This is a genomic window from Streptococcus tangpeifui, from assembly GCF_011038795.1.
GTDB lineage: Bacteria > Bacillota > Bacilli > Lactobacillales > Streptococcaceae > Streptococcus > Streptococcus tangpeifui.
Window position 1 is genome coordinate 316262 of sequence record NZ_JAAKDU010000001.1, and the last position, 23245, is coordinate 339506.

Consider the following 23245-nt stretch of genomic DNA (forward strand, 5'->3'; position numbering starts at 1 on the left):
TGTGTTTGCACACAAGGAAACTTATCTAAATCCTAAGTTTTTAGCTTGTGTTCAATTAGTCTCAAAATGTTCGTTGGGCTTGGGACAAAAGTCCTAAACTTGATTCTGTCGTGCAGTACTAAACTATTGACGCAGTGATTGGAGTTCTTATCTTGGGGCACCTCCCCATTTTCAGGCGCCCCTCTTAAACAGTCCACTGGACTGTTTAAAAAAATCAAGATCAACTGTGCGGAGGTGGGATGGAAATGCTCCAGTGGAGTTTGGCAGTCTGTGGATAGACTGCCAAAGCCTGCCGCTTTAAAACAGAGAAGCGGCAGGGAGGTCCGAGCCTTAAAATAAGAAGGCGAAGAAAATCGAAATTGCTATTTTATGACGATTTACCGATTTTTGTCCCACTCTCGAATACCACTAAAACGAAAGAAGCGTTTTAGTTTCACTGTATTTTTAGTCTTTTAATGATATTAAATTTTTTAAAGTGAAAGTTTTGAATTTAAATCAGTATTAATTATCCCAGACTTTCAGAGTCGGGTGGAGGGTGCTTAAGCTTTAGACTAGCTGGTGTGAAGAGTAATGTTTGTAGGCTAGCAGTGGTGTCGTCTGTGATCATCTTGAATTTTACAGAGTAAGCTAAAGAAAGGACAATAATGTTCGAAGTGGAATGGTCAAGAGATAATATGTTTTTAAAACAATGTCCTCAATTCCAATATTCACCAAAAAGAATGTCATCGTTAAAATGGGCAAAATCAGGAGCGGAGTCTCCCAGTTGGTCAGCTTAGCGGCTTGTTTTAATAGTCATATTCGCCTCTTAATCCCTAAGAGCTTGATAGTTGCTGTCAGGAACTTCTTCCAATCGAACATGTTTAAGCCCTTGCCAGCCCCCTTAAGGGAAGGTGGCTAAACCAAGAGTTAGACTTGTTTAGGTTTGTATAGGAATGATGACGAATCCTGCTTTTAGTTCAACGGCTCCTTGTTCTCTTTCTAATATCAATTTTTCTAGTTGGTGATGAGGACTTGATTGCTACTCTAACTGGCCTTGTGAATGGCGGTATTCATATTCGAGTTGAGAGTGACACTATAGAAGTGTGGTACCTAAAATTTTGAGGTAGGGCTGATTATTAAAGAGTCGGGTGTAGTTACCATTGCTGCCCCCAGTCCAAAAGCATTGACCTAATCAGCTTCTTCCTTTTTGTGGTTATAAAGACCGTAAAAGGTAGGTTTAGATAAGGAAACTCCCCTTTCACAAGTTGAAAAGGGAGTCTTTTTAGTTCAAGAGGATTTTTTCCAAGTCTTTAAAATTTCTAGCAATAGCAGTAGCGCCAGCTTCCTCCAGTTCTTCTTTGCTACCAAAACCCAATAGGAGTCCGATAGCAGATAAACCGTTGGTTCTAGCTCCTTCGACATCGTACTTGCGGTCGCCAACCATGATGGCCCGATTGGTGTTTTGTATGCCAGCTTTCTTGAGAACATAGGCAATGACTTCAGACTTTTGACTACGGCTGTCATTTAGAGTAGCACCAGCAATGACGGTGAAGTAGGAGCTGATATCGAAATAGTCGAGGATCTGTTTGACGAAAACTTCCGGTTTAGAAGAGGCGACTAAGAGAGTCTTACCAGCATCCTTGAGGTCGTGGAGAAGTTCTTTAGTCCCTGGTAGAAGTCGGTTTTCCTTCCAGCCATTGTCCGAAAAATACTGGCGATAGTAGCTAATCGCTTCTTGGGTTTCTGACTCAGAAAGACCACAGAAGTCTTGAAAGGATTGACTCAAAGGTGGCCCGATAAATGTCATTAGGTCACTTTTAGGGGGGGAGGGCAAGGCCTAACTTTTTAAAGGCATAAGCCAGACTGTTGATAATGCCTGTCTGGGAATCCGTTAGGGTCCCGTCTAGGTCAAAAATAATGGTTTGATAGTTTGTCATAGGTTTACGTCTATAGTGGAGTTGGGGATGTAGATGCGATGGGCTTGTGATGGTGTTAGTTGCTAAATTGTCCAGTTTCGATTCTCTTTAATTGAGAGGCGTCGAATAAAAATTTATCTAATTTTCATAGCTTGGATTTTTTCTTCATTTGGTGTGACCCGTAAGGTCTTTTGGCCAGTATAGGTGACAAAGCCGGGTTTGGCTCCACTTGGTTTATGGAGCTTCTTGTTGTCAATCATATCGACCTGAACGAGATTGGAGAGGCGAGCCTTAGAGTAGTAGGCAGCTAGTTCGGCAGCGTCAGTCTTGACTTCATCAGAAGGCTCCAGATTGTCCCTGATGATGACATGGCTGCCGGGAATATCTCTGGCGTGGAACCACAGTTCACCTTTTTTGGCCATTTTGAAGGTTAGCTCTTCATTTTGCAGGTTGTTACGGCCGACCATGATAATGGTCTTGCCATCGCTGGCTAAGTATTGTTCAGGTTTTTTACGTTTCTGCTGTTTATCGTGTTTGCGGCGGCGAATAAAGCCAGTTTCTACCAGTTCTTCACGGATTTCTGCAATTTCGTCCAATGAGGCTTGGGACAGAGCTAGTTCAACGGATTCCAAGTAGGAGATGGTCTGTTTGGTCTCTTCAATTAGACCCTTGAGGTGTTTAACAGCTTCCTTGAGTTTCTGATATTTTTTGAAATACTTCTGAGCGTTCTGGCTGGGGCTGAGGCTGAGGTCTAGGGCAATGGTGATCTTCTCACCTGTGTAGTAGTTGTCCAGCTCAACCTTATCCTTATTATTGGGGACCAGATTGAGATAGGTGGTTAAGAGTTCACCTTTTTGACGGAAACTTTCAGCTTTTTCTGTGGCTGCTAGCTCCTTCTTTTGCTTAATTAGTTTCTTTTTATTTTTTTCCAAATCATTTTGCACCCGATGAATGAGGTCGCTGGCCTGTTGGGCCACACGGTCTCGCTCAGCTTTGTCCTGATAGTAGTAGTCCATCAGTTCGGATAAACTGGGAAAGTCCATTAGATTATCACTAAAAGCTACAGGAGCAAAGCTCTTTTCAGTCAGAGTAGGTTGGCAGGATTGATTAAAGAAGGTCCGAAAGTTTTTAAGTTTATCTGACTCCAATTGCTTGGCCAATTCCTGAGCGGTATCGCCTCCCAAACCCTGAAAGCGTCTTTGTAGACTCTTGGGACTCAAATCCTCAGTCTGTAAAATTTCAAAGAGCCGATCTTCCTTGACCGTGAAGGGATTGAGAGCATCGGTCTTGGGTGGGGTGATATAGGTTGATCCTGGCAGAATGGTCCGATAGCTATTCTGCGAAAAGCCAATGTGTTTGATAGCTTCAATAATCTTGCCCTCGGCCTTGTCTAAGAGAATGATATTGCTGTGCTTGCCCATGATTTCAACCATCAAGGTTACCCTGACTTGGTCACCGATTTCATTTTTGTTAGAAATGGTCAGCTCCAAAACTCGGTCATTCTCTAGTTGCTGCAGGTCTTCAATGACCGCTCCCTGCAGGTATTTTCGCATAATCATAGTATAGGTATTGGGATTTTTCGGATTCTGAAAATCAGTCTTGGTCACCTGAACCCGACCAAAGACAGGATGGGCTGATAGCAGTAATTTGTAATTTTGCCGATTGTTGCGAATGGTTAGGACTAACTCTCTTTCAAAGGGCTGGTTGACCTTTTGGATGCGACCGTAAAGAATTTGATCGCGAAGCTCCTGAGTTAGATAATGTAAGAAAAAGCCATCGAATGACATAGTGTTGATTTCCTCATCTTTTCTTGAAATGTACTTCTCTTATTATAGCACAGAAAATTAACCTTAAGCTGTCAGTAAAGATTAGATATAAAATGGTTGTTAGTTTAAAAACTTTCATCTTTCTGATATAATGAATTTAAGTAAAAAATGGAGTACAGGTATGAAACTACTACACACTGCTGATTGGCATATTGGCCGTCAGCTCAATAATAACGGCCTCAGCCTTTTGGACGATCAGGCTTATGTCTTACAGCAAATTCTGGATTTGGCTAAGAAAGAAGCGGTTGATGGGGTTATCATTGCAGGAGACCTCTATGATAGGGGACTGCCTCCGGTTGAGGCGGTCAATCTCTTTAACCAAATTCTCAATCGTTTCCTTTTTGAAGCTAAGATTCCTGTCTATGCTATTACGGGCAATCATGATTCGGCCAAACGCTTGGAGTTTGGTCAGGAATTTTTTAAACGCCAAGGATTTTATCTGGTTTCCAATTTGGCCGATAGTTTTCAGCCGATTGAGCTGGAAGGGGTTCAGATTTTTCTTTTGCCCTTTATCGACCCTATTGATGCTAAAATCTACTACCAAGATTCTGGGATTTCGACTATGGATCAAGCTATCAGACGGATTGTGGCTGATATGAAAAAGCTTTTTGATCCAGTTAAAAAACAGATTTTAGTAACGCATTTTGCAGTCAGTCAAGGGGCAGATGATAGTGTTTTGCGGGAGCAGATGCTTTCAGAAACGACCAGAACTGTTGGTGGGTTGACAACCTTGACTAGTGATCTTTTTGATGATTTTGCCTATGTGGCTTTGGGACATATTCATACTCGTTTGGCCTCGCCAACTGAGACAGTTGCCTATAGCGGTAGCCCTTTAATTTTCAACAAGGATGAAGCTAAGCGCAAGGATATTAAGGGGGTCTATCTGGTTGAGATTTCTGATGATGGTATCAATAAGGTCTTCCATCCGCTCAAACCCTACAAGGACTTTTTCGTTTTGGAATCTCCTTATCAGGACTTGTTGCATCAGGATTTTTATGAATCTTATCCGAGGAAAGCGGCTCGCTTTGCCTTTGACATCTTGGTGGAGGACAGAAAAGAATTGGAAGGGATTAACATCCGAGCCCAGCTGGAAGACATTTATGGAAAAGACATCATAGATTTGCGAATCAAGGAGACTAAGGCCAGAGTCAGATCTAGTCGGGCTAATTTTAATCCCACCAAGTCAACCTTGTCTGAGGATCAGTTAATTGCAACCTTCTTTTCGGAGATGACCGGAGGCGATCAGCTCTCAGCCTATCAACAAGCCTTGGTTCAGGAGTTATTAGGAAGGGGTGAAGAGAAATGAAGCCGATTCGCATTGAAATGACTAATTTTGGTCCCTACCGCCGAGAAGTTCTTGATTTCTCTTCTCTTGACGAAAATAGTCTCTTTCTTATCAGTGGTCGGACAGGGGCTGGTAAGTCCAGTATTTTTGATGCTATGACCTATGCTCTCTATGACAAGACATCGAGCGATCGTCCTGTTAATGAACTGCGTTCAAGCTTTGCAGAGCTCAAGGATCCTAGAACCAAGGTTGTTTTCTATTTTGAGCATCATAACCAGCTCTATCGTTTAGAGCGGGAGCTGGATTTAAAACCTCGAAAGGGGCTTGATCGAGGCAAGGGAATCGGCACTAGTAAAGCTAGTCTGTCGGTTGTTGACGGTGTCGGTGGTCTGGAGCTGGATAAATTGGCTGGCAAACCTAAGGATACTAATCAAGCTGTTGTTGATTTGCTGAGACTGACTAGTGAACAGTTTAAACAGATTATTCTCCTGCCCCAATACCAATTCAGCCAGTTTCTCAAGTCGCCAACCAGCGAGAAAATTCCTATTTTGCGGCAAATTTTTGGGACTCAGGTCTTTGCCCAATTTGAGGAAAATTTAGCTCACAAATGGTCTCAGGCTAAACAGAAGCAGAGTCAGTTTCAAACGAATTTAGATGCTCATTTTGCCAGTCAGATTTGGACACCAGAAGAACGGACAACATTTGCTGAGTTGACTAGTGAACAACGACTCTCACAAGCTCATGAACACTTACAACACTATCAAAAAGAGCTGACAGCAGCTAAGCAGAAAAAGGCAGTGGCTGAAAAAAGCGCTAGGGAGGCGGACTTAGCTTATCAAGCGGCCCAGGGGTTGGCTGCCCAATTTCAGGACCGTCGGAGCAAGCAAGTCCAGTACCAAGAACAGATTGTAGATCAAGCTGAGGATTATCAGAAAAAACAAGCTAAACTAAACCAGTTAAATTTTGCGGCAGGTTTGTCCGATTTAGTCAAGGAAGAAAATAGTAAGCAAAAAAGAGCCCAAGAGCTGGATCGTTCGCAGACCAATTTGCAGGAAGAAGTTGCTAAAAGGCAGGAGAAGCTAGCACCGTTAGACAAACAGCTAGTTAAGTTGCAGGGACAGAAAATCCAAGCAGAAAAAAGTCAGGCAGAAATTGAAAATCTGAGTTTGGCTTTGAGTAGTGCCCAGACGCTGACCAAACAAACAGCTGAGTTGACAGCAGCAGAGTTAGGCTTGAAAAAATTAGCGGATGACCAGAAAAAATTGCTTAATCAAGAGCAAGAACTTAGCCAGAACAAGGCTGACCTTGAAGCGAGTTTGATCTCTGAGCAAGAGCTGCAGGATTTGAAGGAGATTCGGCAGGAGGCTCAGCATTTGATAGATGGCGACTTGTCAGATAGCTTACAAAAATTAGCTCAGCTGCAAGAAGAGCAGAAGTCCCTCTCTGACCGGCAGGTGGCCATTGGTCAAGCTCAAGATAAGCTGGAAAGTGATTTGATTGATGTACGTTCTCGGCTTAAGACAATGAAGCAAGACCAACTCAAATTGATGGTGGCCAAGCTTCAGACAGAATTAGAGGAAGGCAGTCCTTGCCCAGTCTGTGGTTCGTTTGATCATCCGGGGGTTCAAGTTGGGTCGGTTGATGAAGAGACTCTAGTCGATCTCTCCCAAAAAGTGGAGGATTTAGAAGCACAATTAGTTAATAAGCAGGAAGCCCTGCAAGCTAAACAGTTTGAAGCTGACCAGCTAAAGAGTCAACTGGCCGATAATAGAAGAATAAGGAAAGATCTGCAAGAAAACTTAGCATCTAGCTACCAAATCTTGCGGGAGAAAACATCCAGTTACTTGAGTGACTTTATATGGGAAACAGCTTATTCTGATTATTTTGGCCAAGTGATTAAGCACCAGCTTGATCAACAATACCAAGATATTGTTGCCAAGAAAACTAAGCAAATTCAGCAGCTGGAGCAATTGACTCAGAATTTAGCAAGCTTGGATCAAATCAAGCAAAAAGTCCAGCAAGATATGGCTGGTCTGTCGGGTCAGATTAAAACGTTGAAGCAAAGTCAAAGCCAACTCAATGAAGTTTATCCGGATCTTAAAACACCGGACTATTATCAACAAGAGATTGCCAATCGCCGAGAAGCTTACCAACAATTTCGCAGAGAATTTGAGTCTTGTCAGCAACAAGTGGCTAGTCAGAAAGAAGCTTTATCCAGTCTCCAAGGCCGATTGGCTAGTCTGACTGAGAGTCTGCAGGCTAACCGAGCAGATCTTAAAGCCCTGACTAAGCAGCTAGAGAGCAAGTTAGCAGATTCGAGAGCTCTGACTCATGAACGTTCTGAGCTCCAAGAATGGTTGACAGAGTTAGCAGCAGGCCAGCAATTGACCCTGCAAGCTTGGCTGACTGAGTATCAGCAGCATCGCCGAAGTTTGGAGGCCAGTTTAGCTGATCTCAACCAAGTTCTGGCGGATCAGAGTGAGCCTGATTTGTTAGTTCTGGCTCAGCAAAAAGAAGAGGCAGAATCTGCTCTTAATCAGGCTGCTAGTCAATTAGCTCTCAGTGAGCACCATCGGGACCAAGTTGTCCAGTTAGTGGCTGAAATTGAGAATATAGTAGCCCAAGCTGGCCATCATTTGGAAAAATTTAGCCAGCTGACCCAGCTTAAAAATATCATCAGTGGAACTGAAACAGGTAGTCAGCGGCTCAAACTGGAAACCTATGTCATCCAAGCCTACTTGGAGGAAATTCTAACCTACGCAAATGACCACTACATCGGCTTGCTGAGTAATCAGCAGTTTGAATTTTTGATTGGTAGGGAGGGGTCTGGTAACAGTCAGTCGGGACTGGAAATCAATATCTACGATCGAACTAATAACAAGGAATTACCAGCTGCTTCCTTGTCTGGCGGTGAAACCTTTATTGCTTCGCTGGCTATTGCCCTGTCTATGTCAGAGGTCGTGCAAAATACCAGTAATGGCGCTTTGGTTGAAACTCTCTTTATTGATGAAGGTTTTGGATCACTAGATGAGGATACCTTAGATAAAGCCATTGCTGTTTTGGAACAAATTGGACAAAACCGGATGGTCGGTGTTATCAGTCATGTTAAGGAAATGAAAGATACCATTCAGCAACAGGTCCTTATTGAAAAGGGACTTGATGGTTCCAGCCGGATTAAGGTGAAAGCAACTAGTTTTTGAGACTGATAGAGTTTGACAAGAGTTGGAATCAACTATCTAATTGGCTTGCTAAATTTTCTGAAAATTCCACTTGACAGCTTTTTCAAATTGAGTATAATAGAACTTAACAGAAAAGTAAGTTGTCATGATTTTCAGGGAGCTTGTGGTTATTGTGAACAAGTAGTTGTGGCTTCTGAAATTGGGCTGTTGTGAGTGGTTCATCGGTTTGACCGGTGAATCAGAGATATGAGGATAACACATAGTCCTCGGGTTTAGCACACTGTATCCTGCTAATCGTTGTTAGACGATCTAGAGATGAAAAGACCTTTGTTTACTAGTCTTTTCAATTGAGGTGGCACCGCGTGGACTACGCCCTCACATTCCTTAGGGATGTGAGGGCGTTTTAGTTTTCTCCATAACTAAGTCCTGCTTTTCTGGAGGGGTTGGCACTCTTTTAGGTGTTGCGGCCAACAATTATAATAGTACTCCGAGTGCTGGATATGTGATCGATTCCTAAAATGTGGTTTTTAGGATGTCACCTAGGTTATCTGAGACTTGGTGGTTTGAGGAGGATTTCTATGAAAAACAAGCGTTTGTGGGCAGTTTTGTCCCTCTTAATCATCTTTACCCTAGCTCTGGTTATTCGGGATGAGTGGCACTTGGGGCAGGCAGGTAAAAGCAATCGTGTGGTCAAAGTTGGCGTTCTTCAATACGTTACCCACGAAGCTCTGGACGATATCTATGATGGAATCAAGGATGAATTGGCCAAGGAAGGCTATTCTGGTGACCGAGTTAAGATTCAATTTCTTAATGCTGAAGGGGATCAATCAAAAATTGCTACGATGAGCAAGCAATTGGCCGATGGTCACAATGATGTCTTGATTGGGATTGCAACGCCAGCAGCTCAAGGGCTGGCCAATGCTAGTAAAGATACTCCCGTCGTGATGGGAGCTATCAGTGATCCGATCGGTGCTAAGCTGGTGACCGATATGAAGCATCCGACTGGCAATGTCACAGGGACATCTAATCAGGTGCCGATCGCTGATACGGTTAAACTGATTCAAACGGTGACCCCGCAAGCCAAGACTGTTGGAATCCTCTATGCCAGCAGTGAAGATAATTCGGTTTCGCAGGTAAATAGTTTTAGCAAGGAAGCTCAGAAGAAAGGGCTTAAGGTTAAGACCTATGCTGTCCCATCGACCAACGAAATTACCACGACCATGAATGTTATTAGTAAGGAAGTGGATGCTCTCTGGATTCCTCAGGACAATACGATTGCCTCAGCTTTCACAACAGTTGTTTCTATTGCTAATAGTAATAAGTTACCGGTCTATCCAAGTGTCGATACCATGCTCAAGCAAGGCGGTTTGGCTTCGGTTTATCAGAGTCAGCATCAATTGGGTGTGGAAACTGGTAAGATTGCCGTGCAAATTCTTAAGGGCAAGAAGGTAGCTGATATTCCAGTCAAGGTTGTGGATACTGGCAGTCCAGCTGTTAATCTCAAGGTTGCCCAGCAGTTGGGTGTTGATATTCCAGATTCAGTTCTTAGGGATGCTAAAAAATCTGGTCTAGTGCTTAAATAGGAGAAGATATATGGTTTCAACAATTTCACAAGGTCTTTTGTGGGCTGTCCTAGGGATCGGGATTTACCTGACTTTTAGGATTCTCGATTTCCCAGATATGACAACAGAAGGGAGTTTTCCTCTGGGTGGAGCAGTGGCGGTTACCCTTATTACACAGGGGGTCAACCCGCTCTTAGCGACTCTAGCAGCGGTCGGTGCTGGCTGTTTGGCTGGTTTTGCGACAGGACTGCTCTATACTCGGGGTAAGATTCCGACAATTTTGGCTGGGATTCTGGTCATGACTTCTTGTAACTCGATTATGCTGATGGTCATGGGTCGCTCCAATCTAGGTTTGCTTAATCAAAAACTTTTACAAGACTTCTTGCCTTTCAGCAAAGAACTCAATCTCTTGATTTTGGGAACTATTGTCGTTATTCTAGTCATTTTCTTCATTATCTTTTTCCTCAACACCCGTTTGGGGCAGGCCTATATTGCTACAGGGGACAATCGTGAGATGGCCCGTAGTTTCGGCATCAATACGGATAATATGGAGCTGATGGGATTGGTCGTTTCTAATGGTATTATTGCCCTGTCTGGTGCTCTGGTCAGCCAACAGGACGGTTACGCCGATGTTTCTAAAGGAATTGGCGTTATCGTTATTGGCCTAGCCAGCATCATTATCGGGGAAGTCATGTTTGCCAATCTGACCATGTTGGAGCGTTTCATTGCTATTATGATTGGGTCTGTCCTCTATCAAATTTTGATTTGGGCAGTAGTAGCACTTGGTTTCAATACTAATTATCTCAAGCTCTTTAGTGCACTAATTTTAGCTATCTTCTTGATTGTGCCAAGATTCAAGGAAAAATTCTTCAAGGGGGTTAAATTATCGCGATGACAAAGATTGTAGAATTAAAAGATGCCACTGTCACTGTCAGTAATGGTTATGATGATGTAAAAACGATTTTGGATCAGGTTAGCCTAGACATTTATGAGCATGATTTTATCACTATTTTAGGTGGGAATGGGGCTGGTAAATCCACCCTCTTCAATGTAATCGCTGGTACCCTCATGCTTACTTCTGGCTCCATCCATATTATGGGTGAGGATGTAACCCATCTTCCGGCTCAAAAGCGGGCCAAGTATTTATCTAGGGTCTTTCAAGACCCTAAAATGGGAACAGCTCCGCGGATGACAGTAGCTGAAAATCTTCTGGTGGCCAAGTATCGCGGTGAGAGCAGAGGATTGGTCCCACGAAAAATCCATACTTTTCGTGATGATTTTCAAATGTTGATTGCCCAGATTGGCAATGGCTTAGATAAGCACTTGGATACACCGACAGGCTTTTTGTCGGGTGGACAGCGTCAGGCTCTCAGTCTGCTTATGGCAACGGTTAAGCGACCTGATTTACTGCTTTTGGATGAACATACAGCGGCCTTGGATCCCAAGACTAGCCAATCTCTGATGGCGTTGACTGACAATATTATGAAACGGGATCAATTGACCGGCCTTATGATTACCCACCACATGGAAGATGCCCTCAAGTATGGCAACCGTCTGATTGTTATGAAAGATGGTAAAGTTATTCAGGACCTTGACCAAGATGCCAAGAACCAGATGGCCCTCAGTGACTATTATGCCTTTTTTGAATAGATTAGCAGCCAGTTCAGACAATGAGCTGGTTTTTCTGTTGCAGTTGGTAAAGTAACTCTGAAAAGTTAGAATAAACTTGATTTGCAGCAGTACCTGCCATGGCAACCTACTTATGATACCCTCCTCACTAGTGGACAGTAAAAAAACAAAAATTCACCAGACACTGTGAGAAGAGTTTTTATATGTCCAAATGCAGTTAGTGAGATCAGTCATCAGCTATGGTAGGCAGTTCTCATTTGGGGCGACAGGCAAAGTGAACGTTAGACATGTTTTTAAGCAAGGAAGGTCCAAAAAAGAAGCAGATGGCTGTCTGCTTCTTATCAAGAGATTAATCTTCTTTTTTACGGCGTTGGCTGCCTAGTAAACCAAGACCAGCCAGAATCGCACTCACGCCTAAAAGTGGCAAATAAGCACTGTCTTTGCTGCCAGTCTGTGGCAAAAGGCTGGCCTTTGCTGGCTGCGCTGTCGCGTCCTCAAAGTGATAGGTCACGGTTAGCGGCATCCGGTCATGATTAGGCGCTGGCGGCGTAGAATCGGCTGGATCCTCCGGCGTCGTTGTCTTAACCGTATTGGAACTGTAAGTTACACCGTTAATCGTATTGATATAGGTGTTCTCAAAGGTGCCGACAGCTATCCGTTTCATCTGAATATAGCTTTCCGCTTGGAAACTAGAGTCCAGCGAAACCGAACGCAAGAAGGCTTCCTGGAATCTGATGACAATGAGACCATCGGCTTCATTGACGTCTGCCGTCGTATAACCAGTCACATCCGTTCCCGCTGCGATTACAGTCCCATCATTACGGGTGATGTCAGACTTGGCGTAAACCTTATACTGTCCGGTATACTGATCCCCTGTTTGGTCATAGTCATCATAGAAGTTATACTCAAACAGCTCATCGGAGCGATTGCCCGGAATAATGCCACCGATCAGACGGTAATTAAAGACTTGGTTGAGCGCTACGGTCTGACCGTCGATGTTGCTGGTATCGGCTGGATCTAGGGTCAAGGTAACATCCTTCTTAGGATCCACCTTAGGCACGTTATTAACCACAATATTGGATTCATAGCCATTGCCAAAATCAATTTGGTAGGCCTTGTTCTCATAAGAACCGCCGGTCTTACCCATCTCGGCTTTAACGGTCATTGGAGTGACAATAGTCAGATCAATTCCTTTAACCACATAGGCTTCATAGAAGGCTTGCGGATCATCCGCTGTGAAGAGCTGGAAGGCCCCTTTTGGTGTGATGTTAGCCTTTTGGAGCATGGTCCGAACGTCCTCTGGGGCAGCGTCAAGACTGGTATAATCAGTGACACTGATCCCTTCAACAGCCTTTCCGCTAGCATCGACGATTCTAACGAGAGTTGGATTCAAGTTCAGCGCTTCTTCTGGGTAATCATCCAAGTAGAAGAAGCCTTTTTGGATGGTATCTGGGGAAGACTTATCGCCCTTGTATTGATCCAGATCCCATGTCAATTCGTAGTAATTGACCGTGCCGGCTAGGACGGTTTTGTCATCAATGACAACCCCCTTGTCATTTTTATTGACCTTGTGCGGTTTGATATAACTGTTGCCTGGATCTTCAGGGTCTTCTGGTTTACCTGGGGTGGTTACCCGAACGATATTGGATTTAACCCCATAAGCGTCGTTCACTGTTAGGGTGAAGTTATTCTTGTAGACAGCCCCGTCATTCATGACCTGACCGACAATGGTTGGGACTGGAGCGGTGACGCCCTTGGTGAAGTCCTGATTGAGCAGGGCCAGCGTTTCAGCGGTGGCTGTGAAGGTCACCGTATGCGTGGCTTGATCATAGGTGACGTCAAAGTCTGGGCTGGCCACCTTGGTCGCTTCCAGATTGAACTGATAGCCACTTGGAAGAGGGTCGACCAAGACGAAGGAGGTGGTTTCCTCACGGTTGGCCGGCAGTTCAGCCGTTCTCAGTTGGAACTTGACCACTGACTGTTTAGCCACTCGAGTCTTGTCAATATCGACTCCTATGTTATTGGTGATTGCCTTGTTAACCTGAGGCTGGATGGCGTATCTTGCATAGTGGTAGCGGATCGTTGGGACTGCTGGTTCTAGCAGTGCAGTTGGCGGAACTGGTGCAACTGGCTCAGTTGGAGGTGTCGGTGCTACAGGCTCTACTGGTTCAGTGGGTTCTATTGGAGGAGTTGGTGCGACCGGTTCTGTTGGGAGCGTCGGTGCAATCGGCTCTATTGGGCTAGCTGGTTCTGTTGGGGGTGTTGGTGCAACTGGTGCTGTTGGCTCAGTTGGAGGAGTTGGCGCAACTGGTTCTATTGGCTTAATCGGAACACCGACTGCTTTAATATCAGAGTTAAAAGCAAACCAAACTAAGTAACGACCTCTTGAAGCGATGTCGAAATTAACATCGCTACCATTAGCCTTACCGACGATCGCACCATACCACTTAAGTGAACTGAGTTCTGTATCCCACTCAGCATAGTCAAAGCGTGAGCCTTCTGCTATAGAATCTGTAGAGTGATCAGCATGAACATCACCGTTTGGATGGGGGACAATAGCAGAGCCTGAAATTGGGATCATGTCACCATTAAAGCCAGAGACCCACTCCACTGATTTGGAATCTGCATTCAAGGAAGAAAAACTGAACAAACCGCCTGTTAAATCAATTAATTGGCCATCGGCATCATAAAATTTTGCAGCCATGTTAATCTTAACGCTTCCTCCCATAGCAGGGTACCAGAGGGTTTTAGTTGGATCCTTATATAGGACTATAGGCAGTTCTTGGTCAGTAATACTAGCATCTTTTAGAGTGTAGGTATAAGTTATTTTTGAGATCTTTTTACCATCAAAAGTTGAATTTTCCAGATTGGTATAGGTAACAGTAAGCGGGACACCTTTTTTTAGAACAACCCTGGTACCGTCTGCTAAATCCTCCATATTATTGATAATATCAATGATTTCTTTAGAAGGAGTGTCGATGGGTAAGGCTGCAATATAATCTGTTAGTTCGTCCTTAGTGTACTGTTTTACAGAAGGTTCTAAGCTAGTGATGGCATTATCTTCCTGCCTAAAAATTAAGGGCTGTGCCATTGCTTGGGATAGATAACCCTCCTCGTTTTTCTTTTCTTCAGCTTTTTTAAGCGCTTCCTGATATTTAATAATATCTTGGTCATATAATTCTTTATCAAGGTCATAAGTATGCTTATCTTGATCATACTTGGCCTTGGCCGTGTCGTAGGCTGTCTTGTCTTGATCATATTTGGCCTTGGCAGTATCGTAGGCTGCCTTATCTTGATCATATTTGGCTTTAGCCGTATCATAGACCGCCTTATCTTGATCATACTTGGCCTTGGCAGTATCGTAGGCTGCCTTATCTTGATCATATTTGGCTTTAGCCGTATCATAAGCTGCCTTGGCACGATCGTATTCAGTTTTAGCGATACCGTAGGCTATCTTATCCTGATCATATTTGGTTTTGGCGGTATCATAGGCCGCCTTATCTTGATTATATGTGAGTTTGGCGGTATCGTAGGCTGCCTTGTCTTGATCATACTTGACTTTGGCCGTATCATAAGCTGCTTTATCTTGATCATATTGTGACTTAGCTATATCATAAGCTGCTTTATCTTGATCGTACTGAAATTTAGCATTATCATACACCTCTTTTTTGGCATCATAAATGGCTTTAGAAGAGGAATAATCGGCTATTATTTCCTTAGATTGTTGAACTTGCTGGGCATAGTCTGCTTCAATCTCTGCTTGCTTGGCAGCGGCTTCATCAGGAGTCTGTGCTGTCCCTTGATCAACCACATCATCGCGCTGAACTTTCACGCCTGCTTGGTAGGCATCTTTTATGGTCTGTTCCAACTCCGGCGATGGGACATCGACTATTAGCTCACCTTCACTTTGCCCTGCCTGTTTATGGCTCTGATTAGCTGCGTCGCTGGCTGGCCCTTGGGCTTCCGGTAGATTAGTGGCTGGGTTGTCTGTCCTGACAACTTGAGTATCAACACCGCTTGTTGTGGTGGATCCCATAACTTCTTCGGCAGCGGCTCTATGGCTTGTCAATGCCATCAATGCTGTAGCTCCCAGTACAGCACCGCATAGAGACTTCACAGCCTTATTTTTTCGAAAACCGTAAATTTGTTTGACTTTCATTTGTTTTCTCCCAATATTTTTTAGCAAATGATGATTTGCCAATTTTATTGTAACATAAAAGCGCTTTATATGAAATATAATTGTCATTATTTTAATCTTAAGGAAATCTAAAATATATTTTTTTGATTATTATAATCTTTTTGCTATTAGTATCCACAATAATACTTACTAGAAAAGCTTATGGATTTTCGACAATCATGCTATTTTGACATTGAGTCCATTTTTTATTATGGCTTCCAGCCAGTTTTTCTCAGAGAGAAAAACAAGAAAATCACCAGCTAAGCTGGTGGCTGATAAGGCTTCTAGCTTCCATTTATTACTTTCTGCCGCTGGCAATATTAATCTTCTCTGAAAGTAAGCACGACATCACTGTCATTGAATACGCCTATACTACTGTAGAAGTAGGTAGCTGTCGTTAGATTCTTAATAAATAGTTACACTATTTCTGCGCCTCCACGGCATTTGCTCTGTAGGTTTTATTTCAATATTCTGCTTAATGTAAAAATAGGGGTAGAGTCACTGCCTAATTTTATTATTTCACTGTCCACTTGACAGGGAGCTGTTCACCATTTTCAGGTCTCTGTTTGTTAGATTTTCTATGCTATAATAGAAGCTAAGTTCAGCAGTTTTGGAGGATGGTCATGAGATTACTTTATACGGCTATTCGTGATAATTTAACGGATCAGCTGGCCCAGCTGGCGCAGGAGCAAGCATTAGCTGGTCGTCGGGTCTTTTATATTGCTCCCAATTCTCTCTCTTTTGAAAAGGAGCGGAGAGTTTTGCAAACGTTGAAAGAGAAGGCTTCTTTCAATATTACTATTACGCGTTTTGCTCAGATGGCCCGCTATTTTGTCCTCAATGATGTATCAGATAAAAAGCCTGTGACCGATACGGGGCTGGCTATGATTTTCTTTCGCATTCTTTCTCAATTTGAGGAAGGTGATTTAAAAATTTATGGCAGTTTGAGAAAGGACAGCAATTTTATTCAGCAGCTGGTTGACCTTTATCAAGAATTGCAGCGCTCTAATCTGACAATCTTTGACTTGGAAGGATTAGCGTCGGACCTTAAATATCAAGATTTAACTACTATTTTTTCTGCCTTTTATCAAGTTTTGGAAGAGGAAAATTTTGAAGTTCAGACTAAGATTGCTCAGTTTTTAAAGCATGTCAACAGTGGCGAATTGGATCAAGTGTTAGAAAATCTCGTCGTTATTATTGATGGTTTCAGCCGTTTTTCAGCAGAGGAAGAAGCATTGGTGAGTGCTTTGCACGAAAAAGGCGTAGAAATTATCATAGGGACCTATGCCAGTCAGAAAGCCTATAAGGCAACTTTTCTAGGTGGCAATCTCTATCAGGCTAATGTCGAATTTCTCCTGGATTTAGGACAAAAATTTGGCCTTCAGGCTGAATATATCGGTCACTCTTCAGGAGATAGTCTAGCCCATCTCTCTGATTATTTGGAAGCTCGCCATGATTTTTCAGTTGATTTGCCTAGATTGACAGAACAGGATAAGCAGGCTTTGACGATCTGGGATGTGGTTAGTCAGAAAGAAGAAGTGGAACAGGTGGCCAGAGAAATTCGTCACCTGCTCAATGACGGTGTTCGCTATAAGGATATTCTTGTTTTATTAGGGGACCCCGAGTCCTACCAGCTACAGATTGGTAAGATTTTTAAGAAGTATGACATTCCTTTCTATTTTGGCAAGGCTGAGCCTATGAGTCATCACCCTCTGGTTAATTTTATTGAAAGTTTGGAGCGCATCAAACGTTATAATTTTCGGGCAGAAGATGTCCTTAATCTTTTAAAATCAGGCCTTTTCAAAGATTTTAAGGATACTGACATTGATAAGTTTGATCAGTATCTCAAATATGCTGATATCAAGGGTCAGGCACAATTTAAAAAGGACTTCACTGCTAATATCCAGCAAGGAGTCGATGACAATGGGCAAATCCTTTATAAATACGATTTGACTGCTCTCAATCAAACTCGTCGCTCTTTTCTTGATCCCTTGTTAGAGCTCTTTTCCAGCCGAGCCTTGCTGGGAGAAAATCTCCTAAACAAGAAATTCCTGCCTTTTTTGCAGGCTATAGATCTACCAGCCAATATGGCTAAATTAGCTCATGGGAAATCAGAACAAGAGTTAGAAAAGGAAGAAGAAGTTTGGAAGACCTTGACTGATTTATTGACTGAGATGGCTGCTATTTTTGGCCAAGAGAAGCTAAAGATAGATGATTTTCTGGCTCTCCTTCAAGCTGGTATGCAGGCAAGCAGCTATCGGACTGTTCCTGCTACCTTGGATGTGGTGACCGTTAAGGATTATGAACTGATTGAGCCTCATACTAGTCCCTATGTCTTTGCTTTGGGCTTGACAGCAGGTAATTTCCCAAGAATTCACAAGAATAGCAGTTTGATTACGGATGATGAAAGGCAAACATTTAATGAGCAATTAGCTGCAAGTGAGCGTCAGGGCCATTTTGACCTCCCTAGTCAAGAAAATGTTAAGAAGAATCATTCAGCTATGATTTCCTTGATTAATTCAGCGACTCAGAAACTGGTTCTGTCTGCTCCACAAATTTTTAATGAAAATGAAGACAAGTTCTCACCCTATCTGCAAGACTTGCTGGATATAGGAGTGCCCCTTATCAGTAAGCCAGCAGTTTCTTTTGAAGAAAATGCTGACTTAGGGACCTACAAGGCTCTCCTGTCCAGAGTGATTGAGGCTAATCAGTTCAGTCAGACAGAAGATTTAAGTAGAGATCAGGCAACTTTTTGGTCCGTTATGGTTCGGCGATTGCGGCAAAAATTAACTCAGCAGGATATGGCCATTCCGACTATTACGGATGATTTGACAGTAGAGCCGATTTCTCAAGAAGTTCTGGACATTCTCTATCCTAGCGATCAGCCTTTGCGTCTGTCGGCTTCCGGTCTCACAACCTTTTACAATAACCAGTATGCTTATTTCTTAAATCATGTTTTGCACCTGGAGGAAGAGGAATCCATCCATCCAGATTTTCGCCACCATGGGGTCTATCTGCATAAAATTTTTGAGCGGGTCATGGCTCAGGCTGAAGGCTCAGAAGATTTTGATGCCCTTTTGAATCAGGTTATTAATCAGGTTAGTCAGGAAGAAACTTACCGCATTCTCTATGAGACCGATCAAGAAGGCCGGCTGACCCAAGACATTCTCTTGGATATTGCTCATAGCACGGCTCCTATTTTGCGGGATAATTCAGCCGTTCAAGTGCTCGGCCGATCTGAAGCCCAACATTATCTAGGCGATAAAGATTGGCAAAAAACTCCTCAAGACTTTAAAGCTTTGGAAGTCAATTTTAGTTACCGATTACCGATTGGTGCTCATCAGCGTCAGTTAGAAATTCGTGGTCAGATTGATCGACTGGATCAGCTACGTTCATCCGATGGTTTAGGGATTGTTGACTATAAATCGGGTGATAAAAAATTTAATTTGGCTGACTTTTATAATGGTTTGACCCCCCAGCTCTTAACCTACATTTTAGCGCTTAAGGAGCAGATGCCGAGCAATTATCAGGCTCCTATTTTTGGCGCTACCTATCTCCACATGCAGGATCCTGAGCTCAAGTTCAGGGATTTAAAAAATTTGGATGATGCAGCCAGTGCTCTAGCTAAAACCTTTAAGTATCAAGGACTCTATGATGCTCAACAGGCTAATCATTTAGCTCGGTATTACAATACTAGCAAGGCCAATAAATTCAGTCAGGAAGAATTGGACTTGCTTTTGACTTATACTAAAGTGCTCTATCGCAAGGCGGCTCTAACTATTCTTTCAGGACGCTTTGCTATTAATCCATATACTAAAGATAGTCGCTCAGTTCAGGGAGATCAGCTTAAAAGTATTACAGGTTTTGAAGCAGACCGCCACATGAAATATGCCCGCCGTCTCATCAAGGCCAAGCGGGAAGACTATCTAGCCAGCATGCAGAAATTTAATGAGGAAGGAGGTGCCAACTGATGGTTCGAGATAAATTTTTAAGTCCCCAAGAAATTGAAGAACTTAAGGCCCAAGAGCTGACACTGAGTCAAGCAGAAGAGCGTCTGCCTCGCACGCCTGAACAGATTGAGGCTATCTACAGCAATGGTACTAACATTTTAGTCTCGGCTTCGGCTGGTTCTGGGAAAACCTTCGTTATGGTTGAGCGGATTATCGACATGCTCAAACGGGGCGTCAACATCAGCCAGCTATTCATCTCAACGTTTACTGTCAAGGCAGCTGGTGAGCTTAAAGAGCGTATTGAAGACAAACTGATTAAGGAAATCGCTAAAACTCAGGATCAAACTCTCAAACAGCATCTATCTGCCCAGTTGGGAGATGTCCAAAATGCTGATATTGGGACTATGGATGCCTTTACCCAGAAGCTGGTCAATACCTATGGCTACAGTCTGGGCATATCTCCTAATTTTCGGATTATGCAGGATAAAAGTGAGCAAGACATTCTTAAAAATGAAGTCTATAGTGACCTTTTTACCAGCTATATGACTGGTCCTGATAGTCAAATTTTTAAACAAACCGTCCGTAATTTTACAGGTCAGGGGAAGGATTCAACAGGCTTTCGTCAGGTGGTTTATGCGGTCCATTCTTTCAGTCAATCGACAGCAGATCCTAAGGCTTGGTTGGAGAAGACCTTCCTCAAGTCTTATCAAGTTGATTTTGATCAGCAGGTGGATGCTTATCTGGCACCTTTTCTGCAGGAGCAGGATTTTGGAAAGATTCTTGACCAAGCTCAAGCCTTTTTCCGCGATCATCTGAGTGCTGTTCGTGATCAATTTAAAAAGTCTTATAAATATTTGGACAATGTTGAAAATCTTTTGGAAGCCTTGGCTAATATTAACCTTCAAGCTCCCCTAGACCAACTGCGAGAACAATTGCAGGCGGTTAAAGCCATTACGTCCATCAATCGGGGACTGACCATGAGTATCGGCTCCAGCAAAGATGAGGCTCTCAAGGCTTTCGCGACTGCCTACAATCAGGAGAGGCCCAGCTATTTGGCTCCCATCTTGGACTTGGAGCGGGCTTTGTCAACGGTTGAAGCTCTGCGGATTTATCAGCCTCAGGCCCTGCCCCTGCTAAAAATCCTGCAAGCTTTTGTGCTGGACTTCTCTGCCCAATATCTGGAGCGAAAAAAACAGGAAAATGCCTTTGAATTCAGCGACATTGCTCATTTAGCCATTGAGATTTTGGAGACTGATGAGCCGATTCGTCAGCTCTATCAGGACAAGTACCATGAGGTTATGGTCGATGAGTATCAGGATAACAACCACATGCAGGAGCGTCTGCTGGACTTGCTCTCCAACGGTCACAACCGCTTTATGGTAGGTGATATTAAGCAGTCTATCTATCGCTTTCGTCAGGCCGACCCTATGATTTTTCAGGCTAAGTTTCAGGCCTATGATAGGTCTGAGGACTTTCAGATCGGTAAAAGTCAGGGGCTCTTGATTATCCTCAAGGAAAATTTCCGCAGCCATTTGGAAGTCTTGGCAGCGACCAATGCTGTTTTTGCTCGCCTGATGGATCAAGCAGTCGGCGAGATTACCTATGATCAGAGTCACTTTTTAGTAGCGGGCCATGCTCAAAAAGCCCAGCCTCTTCCAGTCAATCGTACCCAAGTGCTTATCTATGACCAAGGCCAAAAAGAAGAGCAGGAAAGTCCTCTTGATGGTGAGTCAACCCTTCCTGAATTATCGGTTGGCGAGGTTAAGCTGGTGGTCAAGGAAATTATCCGCCTCCACCAAGAAGAAGGGGTGCCTTTTGATGACATTACCCTCTTGGTGCCGACTCGAACCAGAAATGATCAAATTCTTGCGACCTTTGAGCAATACGGTGTACCTTTAGTAGCTGAATCAGGCACAGGGCACTATCTCAAATCCCTAGAAATTCTGGTTATGCTGGACACTTTGCGGACCATCAATAATCCTTTGCAGGATCAATCTTTGCTGGCCCTACTTAAATCGCCCATGTTTCATTTTGGCGAGGACCTGCTGGCTAGGATTTCCCTTCAGGCTAAGAGGGGCAATTTTTACGATAAAATTCTTTTGTCCTTGAATCGTACAGGTGACCACCCTGATTTGCTAACGCCCAAACTTTATGAGCAAGTAGAAGCCTTCAATCAGGTCTTGAAGTCTTGGAGGGCCTTTGCTCGGACCAATAGTCTGCATGATCTTATCTGGAAGATTTACAATGATAAATTCTATTACGATTATGTGGGGGCTCTGACCAATGGCCAACAGCGGCAGGCCAATCTCTACGCTTTAACTCTGCGAGCTCATCAGTTTGAAAAGACTGGTTTTAAGGGTCTGCCCCGCTTTATCAATATGATTGACCAGATTATCGCAACCGATAATGATTTGGCTGATGTTGAGGTGGCTCTGCCTAAGAATGCTGTTCAGCTGATGACAGCCCATAAGAGCAAGGGATTGGAATTTCCTTATGTCTTCCTGCTCAATTTGGACAAGACTTTTAATCAGCAAGATCAAAGAAGTAAGGTAATTCTCAGTCGGAAAAATGGTATTGGCATCCAGTATGTGGCTGATTTGGCTAAGCGGTTTCCAGAAGCTAAGTTTGATCATGTCAAGGTGGCTATGGAGACCCTGCCCTATCAGATTAATCAGCGGCAGCTTCATCGTGCCATGCTATCGGAACAGATGCGACTTCTCTATGTAGCTATGACTCGAGCTGAAACTAAGCTCTATCTGGTTGGTAAAGGCAGTCAAGAAAAGTTAGCCGACAGGTACCAAGGAAATCGAGATCAAGAGCGTTTGAGTATTGCTGGGCGTGAGACGTGGACTAGTTTTCAGGATTGGTTCTTAGCTCTCAAACAAAATTTCCCAGACGATGACTTGGGTTTTGACCTCTCTTTTATTTCTGATCAAGACTTAGAGGAGATGGGCAGCTTAGAACCTAGTCTGCCCATGGATGTGGATGACCAGACTCATAACCGCCAATCGGAGACGATCAGTCAAGCACTGGAAGCTCTGGAAAATGTTGACAGGCTCAATCAGCGGTATGCAGCTGCCATCGATCTTCCGACCGTCCGTACTCCGAGTCAAATTAAGCAGTTTTACCATCCCGTGATGGATGAAGAGGGGATGGATATCATGGAAAAACGGACTAGCACACCTAAATTTGACCTGCCTAGCTTTGGTAAGCAGAACCAGGTTACAGGAGCTGCTATCGGTTCGGCAACCCATGAACTCATGCAGCGAATCCCTCTGAAAGCGACCTTGTCCTTAACGGATTTACAGGCAGTCCTAGCTCAAGTTCAGGCTGAGCCAGCTGTAAAAAAAAGAATTGACCTGAAAAAAATTGTGCATTTCTTCCAGAACGAGGCTCTGGGTCAGGAAATTCTCGCTGGAGGTGATAAGGTTGTACGGGAAGCTCCCTTTGCTATGCTCTACGAAGACCGAGATTCTCAAGAAGAGATGGTTATTCGGGGGATTGTCGATGGTTTTATTCGCTATGAGGATCACATTGTCCTCTTTGATTACAAAACTGATTACTACCAAAACCCTGCAGATCTAGTTCATCGGTATCAAAGTCAAATGGACCTCTATGCCAAGGCTCTCAGAGATTCTTTCGGAATTCAGCAGGTTGATAAATATTTAGTCTGCTTAGGTGGCAAAGAGGTAGTAGTTCAAGCCCTTTAGTTCGTCCAGCTTTATCCTGTTATGGCTTCTAG

At 43.6% G+C, this 23245-nt stretch carries 8 protein-coding genes and 3 pseudogenes; 7 read left to right on the forward strand and 4 right to left on the reverse strand.

What is annotated here, in order from left to right; translation table 11 throughout:
- Positions 1-657: 657 nt before the first annotated feature.
- From G7Y32_RS10520 to G7Y32_RS01445, 3 genes and pseudogenes are all read right to left on the reverse strand, one after another.
- Positions 658-763 (reverse strand): annotated as a pseudogene (locus tag G7Y32_RS10520) (carboxymuconolactone decarboxylase family protein); the annotation flags it as partial.
- A gap of 498 nt (positions 764-1261) precedes the next feature.
- Positions 1262-1916 (reverse strand): annotated as a pseudogene (locus G7Y32_RS01440) (HAD family hydrolase).
- 113 nt (positions 1917-2029) lie between these two features.
- Positions 2030-3682, reverse strand: coding sequence for an Rqc2 family fibronectin-binding protein (locus G7Y32_RS01445; protein ID WP_165209614.1), 1653 nt, complete (start codon positions 3680-3682; stop codon positions 2030-2032).
- 160 nt (positions 3683-3842) lie between these two features.
- On the opposite strand from G7Y32_RS01445, the gene G7Y32_RS01450 reads away from it, so the two are divergent.
- The 5 genes from G7Y32_RS01450 (at position 3843) to G7Y32_RS01470 (ending at position 11397) form a co-directional block, all read left to right on the forward strand.
- Positions 3843-5027, forward strand: a complete 1185-nt coding sequence (locus G7Y32_RS01450; RefSeq protein WP_165209617.1) for a metallophosphoesterase family protein — start codon at positions 3843-3845, stop codon at positions 5025-5027.
- A complete protein-coding gene (locus G7Y32_RS01455; protein WP_165209620.1) occupies positions 5024-8206 on the forward strand; it encodes an SbcC/MukB-like Walker B domain-containing protein in 3183 nt (1060 codons plus the stop codon). Before G7Y32_RS01450 ends, G7Y32_RS01455 begins: the two co-directional genes overlap by 4 nt.
- Positions 8207-8763: 557 nt before the next feature.
- Positions 8764-9768: a tryptophan ABC transporter substrate-binding protein gene (gene trpX, locus G7Y32_RS01460; RefSeq protein WP_165209623.1), complete on the forward strand. Its 1005-nt coding sequence runs from the start codon at positions 8764-8766 to the stop codon at positions 9766-9768.
- Positions 9769-9778: 10 nt separating this feature from the next.
- Positions 9779-10642 carry an ABC transporter permease gene (locus G7Y32_RS01465; protein ID WP_165209626.1) on the forward strand — a complete coding sequence of 288 codons (864 nt, stop codon included), beginning with the start codon at positions 9779-9781 and terminating at the stop codon, positions 10640-10642.
- On the forward strand, positions 10639-11397 hold the full coding sequence (locus G7Y32_RS01470) for an ABC transporter ATP-binding protein (RefSeq protein WP_165209629.1): 759 nt from the start codon (positions 10639-10641) through the stop codon (positions 11395-11397). The genes G7Y32_RS01465 and G7Y32_RS01470 overlap by 4 nt, the downstream gene beginning before the upstream one ends.
- 328 nt (positions 11398-11725) lie before the next feature.
- On the opposite strand, the pseudogene G7Y32_RS01475 reads toward G7Y32_RS01470, so the two are convergent.
- Positions 11726-15505, reverse strand: a pseudogene (locus G7Y32_RS01475) (GbpC/Spa domain-containing protein); the annotation flags it as partial.
- 671 nt (positions 15506-16176) lie between these two features.
- Here G7Y32_RS01475 and rexB point away from each other — a divergent pair.
- Together rexB and addA are read left to right on the forward strand one after the other, a co-directional pair.
- Positions 16177-19524 carry an ATP-dependent nuclease subunit B gene (gene rexB / locus G7Y32_RS01480; RefSeq protein ID WP_165209635.1) on the forward strand — a complete coding sequence of 1116 codons (3348 nt, stop codon included), beginning with the start codon at positions 16177-16179 and terminating at the stop codon, positions 19522-19524.
- Complete coding sequence (gene addA, locus G7Y32_RS01485; protein WP_165209638.1) at positions 19524-23213, forward strand: helicase-exonuclease AddAB subunit AddA; 3690 nt, start codon at positions 19524-19526, stop codon at positions 23211-23213. The genes rexB and addA overlap by 1 nt, the downstream gene beginning before the upstream one ends.
- The last annotated feature ends 32 nt before the right edge of the window (positions 23214-23245 follow it).